The organism is Gemmatimonadales bacterium (assembly GCA_036265815.1).
Lineage (GTDB): Bacteria > Gemmatimonadota > Gemmatimonadetes > Gemmatimonadales > GWC2-71-9 > CAVVWJ01.
The window spans coordinates 94,974-109,785 of sequence record DATAOI010000052.1; the positions used below are offsets into that span (position 1 = coordinate 94,974).

Consider the following 14,812-nt stretch of genomic DNA (forward strand, 5'->3'; position numbering starts at 1 on the left):
GGGTAGGGCAAGGTGGGGCAAGGTGGGGCAAGGTGAGGTGGGCAGGGCAACAGCGCGTTCCGCGCCTCCACCCCCTGCCCCACCCTGCCTCACCTTGTCACTCTACACCACGTACGCCCTCACCCACTCCTCCAGCTGCCCCAGGTTCAGCCGGGCGTCCTTGCAGGGTCCCGCCGGCAGGGTCATGGTGAGGCCGAGGACCGGGATCTTCCCCGCCACGTCGTGCAGGCCACTCACCATGTCGCGCTCGCATGCGACGGCCACCACAGCGCGCGGCCGGCGCTCGCGGATCACCCGACGCGCCAGCTGACCTCGCGTGGCCACGAAGACCGGAACGCCATACCGCCCGGCGATACCGAGCACCCCGTCGAGAGTCTCCTTCGAGAGGCAGCGCGGAATCAGGAGCAGCAGCTCGCCCTTTCCGACCTTTCTCCCCCGCAGCACCGCCAGTCCGTTGTACACCTTCACCGCGGCATTCTCGACCCAGTCCCGCCGGCCGAAGCGGTCCGCCACCCTGGAGGTGAGCCGCATCAGCCGGAGGAACGGCCCTCGCTCCGCGAGCCGCTCGGGCAAGAGCCTCCGCCCCGTGGCATAGGAAAGGAGTAGGACCGCCCACCAGAGCGAGAGCAGCGCGCCGGCAACGGCCAGCGCGCTCCACAGGATGCTGGGAAGAGCGGAGTGCAGCGTCGCGAGACGGGGGCCGAGGAGGTAGAGGAGGATGCCGATCGCGCCGAACCCGACCAGCAGCGCGGCGGCCGACCACTTGAAGAACAGCGCCGGCTTGGAGTCGTAGTTGCCCTGGTTGGGCAGTGGCTGCCCGTCCCACTCATCCCACTCGTGTCCCAGCCGGCGATCGACGTCGATGTGAATCAGTTGGGCGCGGGGAGTCTCCGGCATACGGGAACAAGGTAATTAGCTTTGGGCGATGCTGCCTCCCCCAGCCATCCGTGGTCTCTTCCGCACCGATCAGCGCGCACGTGGCGCCTATGCCGAAGGCGCCGGGATCTTCAGGATCCTGCCCGCGGCCGTCTGCGTGCCCGCCGACCGGGAAGACCTCGCCTCGCTCTGCCATTGGGCGGCGACGCACCGCGTCCACCTGGTGCCGCGTGGGGCGGGCAGCGGCATGGGCGGCGGGAACGTCGGCGACGGCGTGGTGGTGGATCTCACCGGAATGCCTCGCCGGCGGGAGATCGATCCCGCCGCTCGGCGCGCCCGCACCAGCGCGAGCCTCACGCTGGCGGAGCTCAATTCGGCGGCCGACCCATACCGGCTCAGGCTCCCTCCCGACCCCTCCAGTGGCCGCTGGGCAACGCTCGGTGGCCTGGTCTCCACCAACGCGTCCGGCGCGCGATCGGTGCGCTACGGCAGCGTGCGCCGCTGGGTGGAGTCGCTGGAGCTGGTGACGGCGGATGGCGAGGTGGTCGAGCTCCGGCGCGGAGCCCCGCCGGTGACCGCGGCGGGGCCGTCCGCCCGCGCCATCGAGCGATTCGAGTCGGACGCCGCGCCGGCCGTTCGCGCGGCCAGCGAGGTGATCGCCGGACGCTTCCCCCGGACCCGGAAGAATTCCTCGGGCTATGCCCTGGACGCGTTTCTCGCCTCGGGCGACCTGCTCGACCTGGTGGTCGGGTCCGAAGGCACCCTCGCTCTGGTGACGGCGGTGGAGTGGCGGCTGGATCTCCTGCCGCTGCATCGCGCCGGTCTCCGCGTGGCGCTGCGCTCGCTGGACGGCCTGAGCGACGCCGTCGCCGCACTGCTGACCCACGAGCCCTCGGCACTGGAGCTGCTCGACCGGAGCTTCCTCGAGCTGGTCGGCGAATCCGGCAGCGACGCGATGCTCCTGGTGGAGTTCGAGGGCGATTCATCCGACGACGTGCGGCGGCGGGTCCAGCGTGCCGCCGCCGCCATTCGCCCCCGGGCCGCGGGCGTCAACATCGGCCTGACCGAAGCGGCCGGCGAGCGGCTCTGGGCGCTGCGGCACGCGGCCAGCCCGATCCTCGCGCGGCTGCCGGAGGATCGCCGCTCGCTGCAGGTGATCGAGGACGGCTGTGTGCCGGTGGAGCGGATGGCGGAGTACGTGCGCGCGGTCCGCGCCGCGGCGGCGTCCCGCGGTCTTCAGGTGGTGATCTTCGGTCATGCCGGCGACGGCCACGTGCACGTGAACCTGCTGCCGGAGCTGGCCCGGGCGGACTGGGAGGACGCGGTCGCCTCGCTCCTGGAGGAGGTCACCGACACCCTCGTCCGGCTGGGCGGCACCCCCTCGGGCGAGCATGGTGACGGCCGGCTTCGGGCTGGCCTGCTGCCGCGGGTGTATGGGGAGGAGGTGGTCGCGCTCTTCCAGCGGGTGAAGCGCGCCTTCGATCCCCTCGGAATTCTCAATCCCGGCGTTATCCTTCCGTCCGGCCAGCCGGCGGTGAGCCGGCTCAAGGTGGGCGCGCACGCCCTGGCACTTCCCGCGGACATCGCCCACGGGCTCCGGGAGATCGAGCAGACCGGCGGATACGCCCGGAGCCGGTTGGAGCTGGCATGAGGCACCCGAGCGCCGCTCCAAGCGGCCCTTCTCATCATTCAACCACGTCACGCCCCATGGACATCATCCGCGAGCCTCGCGTCACACTCATCGCCCGTCCTCAGTTTCTCGAGCCGAGCCATCTGGCGGTCCAGTGGAAGGGCGACTCCAGCGACGGTGAGCGGATCGCGGAGTTCGCCGGGCGACTCTGCTACATGAGCCAGCACAATCCGGCGGGGCGGACGACGGCGGAATACCTCCGGAACATCCTCAGCCAGGGACACGGGTCGGTCTTCGAGCACTCCACCTACGTCATGCTGATCGAAGGGATCTCCCGTTCCTGCAGTCACGAGCTGGTGCGCCACCGGGCCGGGTGGGGCTACTCCCAGCTCTCCCAGCGCTACGTCGACGAGTCCCATGCCGCCTTCGTGATGCCGCCGGCGATCCTGGGCGACGCGGCGCTGGAGGCGGAGTGGACGGCGCAGGTGCAGGCGGCCCAGGCCGCCTACGTCGGCGCGGTGGAGCATCTGATGACCCGCTACGCCTGGGTGAGCGACAAGGTGCATCGGAGGAAGCTGGCGCGGGAGGCGGCGCGGAGCGTGCTGCCCAATGCCACCGAGGTGAAGATCGTGGCGAGCGCCAACGTCCGCGCCTGGCGCACCATGCTCGAGCTGCGTCTGGGCGAGGGGGCGGAGCTGGAGATCCGGCGGATGGCGGTGGCCTGTCTTCGCCGGCTGCAGGCGGAGGCGCCCGCGCTGTTCGACGACTTCGAGCTCTACGCCTCCGCCGAGGGCGGTGAGGCGGGACGCGTCGGGTATCACAAGGTGTGAGCGTCGTCACGACGAGCGCGCGCGATGGGAATTCGCGTCGCGACTTTCGCAAAACCTATTGTGCGACCGAAGCCTTTTTCTTAACTTAGTTTCGTCGAAGCAGTCAACTCGTCGCGGCTCGTCTCTCGCAGACGGCCTTTTTTGTAGAGGGACACCTTTGGCAGTTCGGATCGGACTCGCCTTCAATCTCAAACCTACGGCGCCGGCTAGTCCAGCCGGGGCGACTCCCGACTCCCCCTCTCCCGACGAACCCAGCCGGTCGCTGCGCTCCGATCTTTCCCAGCCCGATCTCTATGCCGAGTGGGACGAGCCCGCCACCATCGACGCGGTGGAGCAGGCGCTCAGCTCGGTCGGCCAGGTCTACCGGCTGGAGGCCAACGCCAGCTTCCCCGCGCGGCTCGCGCTCATCCGCCCCGACTTCGTCTTCAACATCGCCGAAGGGCTGTACGGCCCCAACCGCGAGGGCCACGTTCCGGCCATCTGCGAGTTTCTCGGCGTCCCCTGTCACGCCTCCGATCCGCTCACCCTCGGGCTCGCCCTCGACAAGCGGCGCGCCAAGGAGGTGCTGACGTATCACGGCGTGCCCACGGCCCCCTTCATCCTGGCCCGGAGCCCGGATGATGCGCGCAACGTGCAGCTCCCGTTTCCGCTCTTCGTCAAGCCGGCGTTCGAGGGATCGGGCAAGGGCGTCAGCGTCCGGAGCGTCTGTAAGAACCGCACCCAGCTGGTCCGCCAGGTCGCCAGCCTGCTCGCCACCTACGCGGAGCCGGTGCTCATCGAGACCTATCTCCCGGGTCCCGAGTTCACCGTCGCGGTGCTCGGCAACGACGAGGAGGCGCGCTGCCTGCCCATCGTCGGCATGGACTTTGATACGCTGCCGCCGGGTGCGCCGCCGATCTACGGCTACGAAGCGAAGTGGCTGTGGGACTCGCCGAGCCATCCTCTGGAGATCTTCGATTGCCCGGCCCCGATCTCTGACGCACTGGCCGAGCACATCCGCGCCGCCGCCTTGGGCGCCTACCACGCCTTGGAATGCCGCGACTGGTGCCGCGTCGATATTCGCTGCGACGCTGACCATCGCCCGATGGTCGTCGAATTGAATCCGCTGCCGGGCATTTTGCCCGATCCGCGGGACAATTCCTGCTTCCCCAAGGCCGCGCGGGCCGCCGGGATCAGCTACGACGATCTCATCCGCACCGTCGCCGACATCGCCTGGCGCCGGATCAGCGGCCGTTCTCTCCTGGCGGAGGTAGCCTGATGCGAGTTGCGATCCTGTACGATGCAGGCAGCGATGAGTGGAGTCCCCAGGACGTGGCCGCGGTGGTCGGCAACGTCCACGAGATCCGCGACGTGCTCCGCCGTCGGGGGCACGAGGTGGACCTCCTGCCGGTCCGCCTGGGCGATTTCCGCTGGCTTTCACGCGCCCGCCGGGCCGACCTCGTCTTCAACCTGTGCGAGGGGATCAACGGCCACGCCAAGTACGAGGACCTCGTCGTCGCGACCCTGGAGCTGAGCGGCGTCCCCTTTACCGGATGCCGCACCTGGCCCACCACCGTCTGCCACCGGAAGCACGTGGCCAACACCCTGCTCTCCGCGGCGGGGCTCCCGGTGCCGGCCTTCGCCCTGGCCCAGGCCAACAAGACACCGTCGGAGTTTCCCCTGCCCGCCATCGTGAAGCCCTCGGCGGAAGATGCGAGCGTGGGGATCGATAACGGGGCGGTCTGCACCTCCAAGCGGGCGCTCAAGAAGCGGGTCGCCCAGATGCTGGAGCAGTTCGAAGAGGTGCTGGTCCAGGAATACGTGGCCGGCCGGGAGTTCAACGTCGGCTTCGTCGGACAGCGGATGCTGCCCATCGCCGAGATCCGGTTCGAAGGCATGCCCGACGGCACCTGGCCCATCGTGAGCTACGCCGCCAAGTGGCTGCCGGGAAGCCCGGAGGATGAAGGCACCGTGCCGATCTGCCCCGCCGACATCCCCGAGGATCTGGCCAACCGGGTCGCCGCGGTGGCGCGGGACGCCTGGCTCCATATGTGTGGCGGCGAGGGATACGGCCGGGTCGATCTGCGGGTCAATGACGATGGGCAGCCGTACGTGCTCGAAGTGAATCCCGGTCCGGACCTCTCCAGCAACGCCGGTCTCGCCCGGATGGGCCGAGCCTTCGGCTGGAGCTACGACGAGCTGGTCATGCAGGTCGTGGACGAGGCACTCATGCGGTCTCAGAGCCACAGCGCCGCCGCCGCCCTGGTCAGTGGGGTGTCCGCCGCGTGAGCGGCACCCTGACCTCCGCTGTCCTTCGCACCCTCAACGCCGCCGACCGCGGCCGCATCGAGGAGATCACCCGTGCGGCCGGGCTCTTCCGCGAGGAGGAGATCCCGGTCGCCCTCGAGGTCTTCGATGGCGCGGTGGCCGGTTCACCCGACTATATCGCGCTGGGGGCCGAGCACGAGGGATCCCTGGCGGGGTGGATCTGCTGGGGTCCCACCCCGTGCACCCTGGGCACCTACGACCTCTATTGGATGGCCGTGGACCCGGCGCGCCAGCGGGCCGGCATCGGCACCGCGCTCCTCCATGGCATGGAGCGGCGCCTGATCGGCATCGCCCGGCTCATCGTGGTGGAAACCGCCGGCCGCCCCGACTACCGGGGCACCCGGGCCTTCTACCAGGCCCGCGGGTACGCGGTCGCGGCCACCATCCCCAATTTCTACGCGCCGGGCGACGATCAGGTCGTCTACGTGAAGTCCCTCTCCACTCGCAGTCGATAGGCAGGGAGGACGGGTAGCCTCATGGAGAGCTGGCAGGAGGTCCTCAAGAAGAACTCCATCATGTCGCTGGAGGCGCTCGCGGCCAAGTTCGGTCCGGAGCATTTCCCCGACCTCGACCGTCTCCGCCAGGCCGCGGAGAACTTCGAGTTCCGGATCTCGCCCGCCATGGTCGACCTGATCAAGTCGCCCGACGACCCGATCTGGCGGCAGTACGTCCCCACCGTCGAGGAGCTGAACGTGGTGGACGGCATGGTGGACTCGCTCAACGAGGACGCGGATAGTCCGGTGCCCAACATCACCCACCGGTATCCCGACCGGGCGCTCTTCCTGGTGTCCCCGGTCTGCGCCAGCTACTGCCGCTTCTGTACCCGGCGGCGCAAGGTGGGCGATCCCGAGAAGATCCCGATGTCGCAGTTCGAGTCCGCGTTCCAGTATCTGGAGCAGCACACCGAAATCCGCGACGTCATCATGTCGGGTGGCGACCCGCTGCTGTTGAACGACCGGCGGCTCGACGCCATCCTGACCCGGCTCCGGGCCATCCCGCACCTCCAGATCATCCGGATCGGCAGCCGGATCCCCTGCCACCTGCCCGAGCGGATCACTCCGGAGCTGTGTGCCACGCTCAAGCGCTTCCATCCGCTCTTCATCAATACCCACTTCAACCATCCCGACGAGCTCACACCAGCCGCCGTTCACGGTCTGGGCATGCTGGCCGATGCCGGTATCCCGCTGGGCTGCCAGACGGTACTGCTCAAGGGCGTGAACGACGATCCGATGGTCATGAAGGAACTGATGCAGCGGCTGCTGATGGCCCGGGTGCGCCCCTACTACATCTATATGGCCGATCAGGTGGCAGGGGGAGAGCACTTCCGGACCAGTGTCCAGGCCGGCATCCGAATCATGGAGGCGCTGCGCGGCTGGACCAGCGGGTTGGCCAATCCTTACTTCGTGATCGATGCCCCGGGCGGCGGCGGCAAGATCCCGCTGCTTCCCCAGTACGTGATCAGCATGACGGACGAGGAGGTCGTGCTGCGGAATTTCCGGGGGCAGCGATACGTCTACCGGCAGCCCCAGGAGACGGCGGTCGGGGCCCGTACGACCGACCCCGAATACCTCGTTCAGCCCGGCTTCGAGATGCGGCAGGAGCGCAGGCGCCCCGTCAAGCCGAAGCGGGAGACCGCCTGACCCGGCGAAACACCCACCAGTACACGGCGGCGTTCACCAGCACCACGCCGGCCCCAAGGACGTACTGCACGCCGCGTGTGAGCCCCACCGGATAGAGCACGGGCAGCAGGTAGTGCTCGACGAAACCACCCGCGTACCCTGCCGTGCCCCCCGCCCGCCGGAGGCGGTTTTCCAGCGGGGTGAGCGGACAGATCCAGCCGGCAAATTCGATCAAGGCCCCCCAGACCGCCGCCGGCAGGTGCAGCCACGCCAGGCGGGGCCAGCGCAGCACCAGCAGACCTCCCAGCACCACGAACAGCACGAACCCCACGTGGAATCCGACGACGATCTCGGCCAGGACCCGGTACACGCTAGGACGCGACCGCGTGCTCCTTCTGATTCTCCTCCGCCACCCGCGCCGCAACCTCGGGGGGAGCCTCGGCGTACCCGTGGAACTTCTGGCGATGGGTGCCGCGGCCGTGGGTGATGGAGTGCAGCGTGGTGGAGTACTTGTAGAGCTCCGCCTCCGGCACGATGGCCCGGACCTTGGTGAGCCGGCCGTCCGCCTCGGTGCCCAGAATCTGGCCCCGCCGAGCGCTGAGGTCGCCCATCACGTCGCCGAGCACGTCGTCCGGTGCCCAGGCTTCGACTTCGACCAGCGGCTCCAGCAGCACCGGCCGCGCCTTGGGCGCCACGTTCCTGAACGCCAGAATGCCGGCCATCTTGAACGACATTTCATTGGAGTCGACGTCGTGGTAGGAGCCGTCGTAGCACTCCGCCTGGAAGTCCACCAGGGGATAGCCCGCCACCACTCCCCGCTCGGCCGCCTCCTGCACCCCGCGATCGACCGCCGGGATGTACTTATTGGGGATGACGCCGCCCACGATGTCGTCCACGAAGGTATAGCCGGCACCCCGCGGGCGAGGTGACAAGCGCACCCAGCAGTCGCCGTACTGCCCGCGGCCGCCGCTCTGCTTCTTGTGCTTGCCCTGCCCCTCGGCCTTGCCCTTGATGGTCTCGCGATAGGCCACCCGGGGGCGGATCAGCTCTGCGTGCACTCCGAACTTCCGCTCCAGCCGATGGAGGATGGTGTCGAAGTGCCGCTCGCCCATCCCGTGAATGAGGGTCTGGCCCAGCTCGGAGCTGTACTCGAACTGGAAGGTGGGATCCTCCTCGTGCAGCTTGTGGAGCCCCGCGGCCAGCTTGTCCTCCTCGCCCCGCTGCTTGACCAGCACGGCGGAGGTGGCCACAGACTCAGGCAGGGGGATGGGGGGAAGCCGCACCGGGCGGTCGGCCCGGCAGAAGGTGTCGCCGGTGTGGGTGTTGCGCAGCTTGGCGACTGAGCCGATGTCGCCCGCCGAGAGGCGCTCCACCTCGATCCGGTCCTTTCCCTGTTGGATCGAGAGGTGGTTGAGCTTCTCCGCCACCTCGTGCTCCGCGTTCCAGACCTCGTCGCCGTTCCGGAGCTCGCCCGAATAGAGCCGGAAGAGCGTGACATCTCCCACGTGCGGCTCGGAGTGGGTCTTGAAGACCCGGCCCACCAGCGGCGCCTCGACCGGCGGGGTGACTTCGCCGGCCGCGGGCAGGAGCTCCACCATCTTCTTGAGCAGCGTGCGGACCCCATAGGTCAGCTCGCCGCTGCCGCAGAAGAGCGGGACGATCTGCCCGGCGACGATCGCTTTCTTGATGCCGTCGATGAACTCTGACCGGGGGATCGCCTCGCCGGCCAGGTAGCGCTCGATGAGCGAGTCGTCGGTCGAGGCCACGGCCTCGGTCAGGTGCTCGGTGTACTCCTCGAAGCGAGCCTGGTACTCGGCCGGGATGGGGACGACCTCGTACTCGCCGGTCTTGGTCCCCTTCTTATAGAAGTGGCAATGGCCCGAGAAGAGATTGATGATCCCGTGGAAATCGTGACCCTCACCGATGGGGATCTCCACCGGGACCACTTTGGGGGTCAGGTGGGTCTTGATGTCGGTGAAGACCCGCTCGAAGTCGGCGTGGTCCTTGTCCATCTGGGAGACGAACAGGAGCCGCGGAAGGTGGAGCTGGTCGCAGACTTCCCAGACCTTCTCGGTGCCGACTTCGACACCCCCGGTCGCGCTCAGCACCACGACGGCGGCGTCGGCGGCGTGCAGGCCGGTGACGACTTCGCCGAAGTAATCGAGGTACCCGGGGGTGTCGAGGAGATTGATCTTGGTGTCGAGCCACTCGGCGTAGCCTAAGCCGAGGCTGATCGAGTGCTTACGTTCGATTTCATCGGGGGAGTAATCGGTCAGCGTCGTACCGTCTTTGATCGAGCCGTGGCGCCGGCCGGCTCCGGATACGAATGCGAGTGCATCGACGAGGGATGTCTTCCCGCTCGCTCCGTGGCCAACGAACGCCACGTTGCGGATGGCGTTGGAGCCATAGACCTTCATGGCCTCCACCTCCTTGGATAGGTTGGATTTCCAAGGTGGTCTCCCGGCATCGGGTTGTCAATTCGGCGGCGGGCGGGCCCGGCGCGCGGCCAGTCCTACCGATACCCTGCCGCCTGCAGATGGAACAGCTCCGCATAGAGGCCGCCGAGCTCCACCAGTGCCTCGTGGGTCCCCTGCTCCACCAGCTCGCCACCCTGGAGCACCAGGATCCGGTCCGCCATCCGCACGGTGGAGAACCGGTGGGAGATAAGCACCGCCATCCGCCCGGCGGTGAGCTCGGAGAAACGGAGGAAGACCTGGTACTCGGCACGAGCGTCGAGCGCGGCGGTCGGCTCGTCCAGAATGAGCAGTTGAGCGTCCCTCATGTAGGCTCGGGCCAGCGCCACCTTCTGCCATTCGCCCCCGGAGAGCTCGACGCCTCCCTCGAAGCGCCGGCCCAGCATCTGGTCGTAGCGGCCGGCCAGCCGTTCGGCGACGGAATTGGCCAGGCTCCGCTGGGCGGCCGCCTCGATCCGCGGTGTGTCCTCCAAGCCACCGATGTTGCCGACCGCGATGTTCTCCCGCAGGACGAAGTCGTAGCGGACGAAATCCTGGAAGATGACGCCGACGTTCCGCCGGAGGCTCTCGATGTCGTACTCGCGGAGGTCGACTCCATCGAGCAGGATCCGCCCCTCGGTGGGATCGTAGAGACGGGCGAGCAGCTTGACCAGCGTGGTCTTGCCTGCTCCGTTCTCGCCCACCAGTGCCACCCGCTCCCCCGGAGCCAGCGTGAAGTCGAGGCCCCGCACCGCCCAGGTCTCCGCGCCGGGATAGCGAAACCCCACGTTCTCGAACACGAAGCCGGCTCGGATCGGAACCGGCACGGGCCGAGCGCCCGGCTGGGGCCGGATCCGGGGTTGAAGCTCCAGGAAGGTGAACAGGTCGTCCAGATAGAGACTCTGCTCGTAGACCTGCGAGAGCGAGAGCAGGACCCGTTGAATCAGGTCGCGGCTCTGGCGGAACGATCCGGCGAGAAAGGTCAGCACACCGATGGTGAACAGCCCCGCCGGCGAGCGATACCCGATCACGGTCAGATAGATGATCACCCCATACGCGCCGTAATATCCCAGCGTTCCCACCGCGGCCAGCAGGCTCGAGACGACGCTCCGCCGGACCGCGAGCGCTTTGTTGGCCTCGTAGAAGTCGCGGGAGAGCCGGTCGTAGCGCCCCACCAGAAAATCCGACAGGCCGAAGAGCTTGAGCTCCTTGGCCGAGATGTCGCTGGCGCCGATATAGCGCAGGTAATCGAGCTGCCGGCGCTCCGGGGTCCAGGAGTAGAGCAGCGAGTAGCCCAGGGAGGCGAAGTGGGTCTCCCCCAGGAGCGAGGGGAGTACCGCCACCAGCAGCAGGACCAGCAGCCAGGGGACGTACACCGCCAGCGCCGCGGCCAGCGTGGCGAAGGTGATGGCGTCCTGCACGGTCGAAAGCAGCAGGGTAAAGAGGCCGATCCGCCCGACCGTCTGCCGCCGGGCCCGCTCCAGCTTGTCGTACAGATCGGCGTTCTCGAACTGCTCCAGGTCCAGCGTGGCGGAGTGCCGCATCAGCTCCACGCTGGTGCGGTTGGCGAAGAGATCTCCCAGCAGACTCTCGAACAGGGCGGAGAGCCGCGCCAGCCCTTCGCCCGCCAGGGCGATGAGCAGCTCCAGCGCCACCAGCTCGATGAGCCGCTCCCACGCCACCGCTCCGCCGCCTCGGGCCGCCCCCACCGCGTGGATCACCTCGTCCACGATCAGCTTGCCGATCCAGAGCACCGCCAGCGGTACCAGCGCGCGCGCCACGCGGAGCACGAAGATGCCGACCACGTAGCGGGGCTCGGTCTCCCACACCAGCCGCAGCAGTCGCGGCACGTGGCGGACCGCCTGCAACCGCTCCCGCCATCCGGGGCGCGGCTCGTCGGGCTTACGGGTGCTTCGGTTGGAGCGTACTATCGGATGCTGCAGCGGCAACGTCATGAACGGAAGCTAATCGTGGGAGAGCCGACCGATGCACCCGATCGACTGGCACACGCTCTGGTCCAACCTCATGCACCTGGGGACGCCGGACAGCGTCGCCCATCCCGTCTCGCTGATCGAGAAGGTGATCCGCCCGGTGGTGGTCTACCTCCTGCTGGTGATCGGGCTCAAGGCCTTCGGCAAGCGCATCCTGGCGCAGCTCAACCCGTTCGATTTCGTGGTGCTGCTGACCCTGGCCAATACGGTTCAGAACGCCATCATCGGGAACGACAGCTCGCTCCTGGGCGGCGTCCTGGGCGCCGCGGCGCTGCTCGGCGTCAACGCACTACTGGTGCGGGCCTACTATCGGGGCGCCTCGACGGAGCACATGCAGTCCGGCGAGCGCGACATCGTGCTGATCGATCAGGGGCGTCTGCAGGAGCGGGAGATGCAGCGGCTGCACATCAACGCCGGCGAGCTCACCGCCAAGGCGCATGAGCGAGGGTTCGACTGGCTGGACGACGTCGAGCGGGCCGTGCTGTATCCCAACGGCACGATCTACTTTCAGGCCAAGGCGCAGGTGACCGAGACCGCGCGCTACGCCGAGCTCATCCGTCGGATCGACCTGCTGTCCACCCAGGTGGCGGCACTCCGAAAGTGAGAGGTAGAATTCACCATGCCGCCCAGCATCACCGCCCTCGTCACCGGCGCGACCCACGGGATCGGCCGCGCCACCGCCTTCGCGCTCGGCCGCGCTGGCTACCGCGTCGGGGTGTGCGCCCGAACGGCCGCCAAGGTCGATGGGCTGGTGGCGGAGCTCCGGGGAGAGGGAATCGAGGCCGCGGGCCATCCGGCGGATGTCGGCGATGCGGTCCAGGCGGCCGCCGCGGTGGAGCGGATCGTCGCCGCCATCGGTGAGATCGACGTGCTGGTGAATAACGCGGGCGTGCTGATCGCCCGTCCGTTCGAGGAGCTCTCGCTGGAGGAGTGGGACGCAACCATGGCGACCAACCTCCGGAGTCTCTTCCTCATGACCCGCGCGGTGCTCCCTCCCATGCGCAGGCGAGGCGCGGGGGCCATCGTGAACGTCGCCAGCCTTGCCGCGCGGAACGGCTTCGTCGGCGGGACGGCGTATACCGCGTCCAAGCACGCCGTGCTCGGCTTCGGCCGGTCGCTCATGCTCGAGCTCCGGAAGGAGAACATCCGGGTCATCACCCTCTGCCCCGGCTCAGTCGCCACCGGCATGCTGCAGGACCAGCCGATGCTCCGGTCCGACCCCCAAAGGATTTTACGTCCGGAAGATGTTGCCGATACTATCCTCCATGCCCTTGCCCTCCCGACCCGGGCGCTGGTGAGCGAACTGGATCTGCGCCCGACCAACCCGTAGGTATGGCACCCGTCCTGGTGACCATGTGCGTCTGCCAGCGCGTGCCGTTCGCCGAGCTCCTCCCCCAGGCCAGGGCGGCGAGCTGGTCACTGCCCGAGCTCATTCGCGAGACCGGCTGTGGGGGACAGTGCGGGCTCTGCCGGCCCTACCTGCGGCGGATGCTGGCCACCGGCGAGACCACCTTCCGCGAGCTTCTTCGGGAAGAGCCGGACTGAAATGCGCCGGCCCTCCAGGCCCGAGGCGCTGTCGGTCCTGGCCTTCGTGGTCGGCTGGATCGGCGTGTACTTCGCCTTCCGCGACCACTGGCTGGGCATCCTTCTCCCCCTGATGACCACCATCCTCACCCTCCTGGTGGTCCGCCGGATGGAGGCGCTGGGCCGGCACCGGCGGCAGGAGCTGCAGCGGGCCCTGGAGAGCGCGGCGGCGCGCAATCGGGAGCTGGAACGGCTGCGCCATCTGGCTGCCGCGCTCCTGGCGGGCACCGATCTCGCCGGTCTGGTCCAGGAGGTGGCGGGGACGGCCGCGGAGCTGCTCGAGGCGGAAAGCGGGGCGGTCACCTTCGTGGTCGAGGAGGGCCGCTTTCTCCGGGTCTCCGCGGCGACCGGGCCGTTGAGCCGCGTACGAGGACAGCTCATTCCGGTCGACGGTTCGATGCTGGGGTGGGTGGTGACCAACGGCACGCCGTTGCTGTCGGATCACATGTCCACGGACCCGCGGTCGTATCAGATCCCCCAGCTGACCGTCACCCTCAAGACCACCGCCGCGGTTCCGTTGCGCTCTGCGGGAGTGGTGCTCGGTACGGTGAGCGTCTACAACCGGCGGGACGGGCGGTTCTTCACCGATCACGACCTCCAGCTGCTCCAGATCCTGGGCGACCAGGTCGTGGTGGGACTGGACCGCACGGCAGTGCTGGAGGAGAGCCGGCGGAACGAGCGCGCGCTCGGTGCCAAGAATCTGGAGCTGCAGCGGGCCACCCGGCTCAAGAGCGAGTTCCTGGCCAATATGTCGCACGAGCTGCGCACACCGCTCAATGCCATCATCGGCTTCTCCGATCTGCTCCTGGCGGGAGGCGCGGGAGAGATCAACGAGCAGCAGCGCGATTTCCTCGATTCGGTGCTGCGCAATGGCCGGCACCTGCTTCAGCTGATCAACAGCGTGCTCGACCTCTCCAAGATCGAGGCGGGCCGCATGACCCTCAGCCTGGGACGCACCGATCTGCGCGAGGCCATCACCGGAGCGGTGGCGGATACCGCCAGCCTTCGGAGTGCCAAGCGCCAGGAGTGCGACCTGCAGCTCGAAGGGTCGTCCCTCGCCGTGGTGGCCGATGGCGTTCGGGTGAGGCAGGTGCTCTTCAACCTGCTCTCCAACGCCTCCAAGTTCACCCCCGAAGCGGGCACCATCCGGCTGGCCGCGATCCGGACCCAGGCCCCGCTCCCGCTGCCCTCCGATCGCTCCGGGGAGGAGCAGCGGATGCAGACCCAGGAGGTGGTCTGGGTCTCGATCATCGACTCGGGGATCGGCATCAGCCCGGAGGATATGCCCAAGCTGTTCCAGGAGTTCAGTCAGGTGGACAGCTCGGCCAGCCGGCAAGCGCAGGGGACCGGGCTGGGACTCGCGCTCTGCAAGAAGTTCGTGGAGCTGCACGGCGGCGCCATCGGCGCGGATTCGATTCCGGGAAAGGGCTCAACCTTCTGGTTCATGCTCCCGGTCGACGGTCCCGTGAGGCGGCTGCCGCTGGCGGAGGCTTGAATCGGGTGGCCTAGCCGCTAAGCATTC

At 68.3% G+C, this 14,812-nt stretch carries 14 protein-coding genes; 10 read left to right on the top strand and 4 right to left on the bottom strand.

Annotated elements, in window-relative coordinates:
* Window positions 1-102: 102 nt before the first annotated feature.
* Window positions 103-897, bottom strand: coding sequence for a DUF116 domain-containing protein (locus tag VHR41_11425; GenBank protein ID HEX3234799.1), 795 nt, complete (start codon window positions 895-897; stop codon window positions 103-105).
* A gap of 28 nt (window positions 898-925) precedes the next feature.
* Between VHR41_11425 and VHR41_11430 the strand changes: the two genes are divergently transcribed.
* From VHR41_11430 to VHR41_11455, 6 genes are all read left to right on the top strand, one after another.
* Window positions 926-2,527 carry an FAD-binding oxidoreductase gene (locus VHR41_11430; protein ID HEX3234800.1) on the top strand — a complete coding sequence of 534 codons (1,602 nt, stop codon included), beginning with the start codon at window positions 926-928 and terminating at the stop codon, window positions 2,525-2,527.
* A gap of 56 nt (window positions 2,528-2,583) precedes the next feature.
* Entirely contained in the window at window positions 2,584-3,336 is a 753-nt protein-coding gene (thyX, locus tag VHR41_11435) for an FAD-dependent thymidylate synthase (GenBank protein HEX3234801.1), read from the top strand.
* A 157-nt stretch (window positions 3,337-3,493) separates the two neighbouring features.
* Entirely contained in the window at window positions 3,494-4,594 is a 1,101-nt protein-coding gene (locus VHR41_11440) for a hypothetical protein (protein HEX3234802.1), read from the top strand.
* Window positions 4,594-5,604 carry an ATP-grasp domain-containing protein gene (locus tag VHR41_11445; GenBank protein HEX3234803.1) on the top strand — a complete coding sequence of 337 codons (1,011 nt, stop codon included), beginning with the start codon at window positions 4,594-4,596 and terminating at the stop codon, window positions 5,602-5,604. The genes VHR41_11440 and VHR41_11445 overlap by 1 nt, the downstream gene beginning before the upstream one ends.
* Window positions 5,601-6,098, top strand: a complete 498-nt coding sequence (locus VHR41_11450) for a GNAT family N-acetyltransferase (protein ID HEX3234804.1) — start codon at window positions 5,601-5,603, stop codon at window positions 6,096-6,098. Before VHR41_11445 ends, VHR41_11450 begins: the two co-directional genes overlap by 4 nt.
* 21 nt (window positions 6,099-6,119) lie before the next feature.
* On the top strand, window positions 6,120-7,283 hold the full coding sequence (locus VHR41_11455) for a KamA family radical SAM protein (protein ID HEX3234805.1): 1,164 nt from the start codon (window positions 6,120-6,122) through the stop codon (window positions 7,281-7,283).
* Here VHR41_11455 and VHR41_11460 read toward each other — a convergent pair.
* The 3 genes from VHR41_11460 to VHR41_11470 all read right to left on the bottom strand — a co-directional run bounded on the left by VHR41_11460 (window position 7,258) and on the right by VHR41_11470 (window position 11,670).
* A complete protein-coding gene (locus VHR41_11460; protein ID HEX3234806.1) occupies window positions 7,258-7,632 on the bottom strand; it encodes a DUF2784 domain-containing protein in 375 nt (124 codons plus the stop codon). The two genes, VHR41_11455 and VHR41_11460, sit on opposite strands and share 26 nt — an antisense overlap.
* Before the next feature lies 1 nt (window position 7,633).
* Window positions 7,634-9,679 (bottom strand): elongation factor G, encoded by a 2,046-nt coding sequence (locus VHR41_11465; GenBank protein ID HEX3234807.1) that lies wholly within the window; start codon window positions 9,677-9,679, stop codon window positions 7,634-7,636.
* A gap of 95 nt (window positions 9,680-9,774) precedes the next feature.
* Window positions 9,775-11,670 (bottom strand): ABC transporter ATP-binding protein, encoded by a 1,896-nt coding sequence (locus VHR41_11470; protein HEX3234808.1) that lies wholly within the window; start codon window positions 11,668-11,670, stop codon window positions 9,775-9,777.
* A 31-nt stretch (window positions 11,671-11,701) separates the two neighbouring features.
* Between VHR41_11470 and VHR41_11475 the strand changes: the two genes are divergently transcribed.
* Genes VHR41_11475 through VHR41_11490 form a run of 4 tightly spaced genes read left to right on the top strand, consistent with a single transcriptional unit; the run spans window position 11,702 to window position 14,785 of the window.
* Window positions 11,702-12,310 (top strand): YetF domain-containing protein, encoded by a 609-nt coding sequence (locus VHR41_11475; GenBank protein ID HEX3234809.1) that lies wholly within the window; start codon window positions 11,702-11,704, stop codon window positions 12,308-12,310.
* 15 nt (window positions 12,311-12,325) lie between these two features.
* Window positions 12,326-13,036, top strand: a complete 711-nt coding sequence (locus VHR41_11480) for an SDR family NAD(P)-dependent oxidoreductase (GenBank protein ID HEX3234810.1) — start codon at window positions 12,326-12,328, stop codon at window positions 13,034-13,036.
* A gap of 2 nt (window positions 13,037-13,038) precedes the next feature.
* Window positions 13,039-13,251: a hypothetical protein gene (locus tag VHR41_11485; GenBank protein HEX3234811.1), complete on the top strand. Its 213-nt coding sequence runs from the start codon at window positions 13,039-13,041 to the stop codon at window positions 13,249-13,251.
* A gap of 1 nt (window position 13,252) precedes the next feature.
* Complete coding sequence (locus VHR41_11490; GenBank protein ID HEX3234812.1) at window positions 13,253-14,785, top strand: ATP-binding protein; 1,533 nt, start codon at window positions 13,253-13,255, stop codon at window positions 14,783-14,785.
* Window positions 14,786-14,812: the final 27 nt, after the last annotated feature.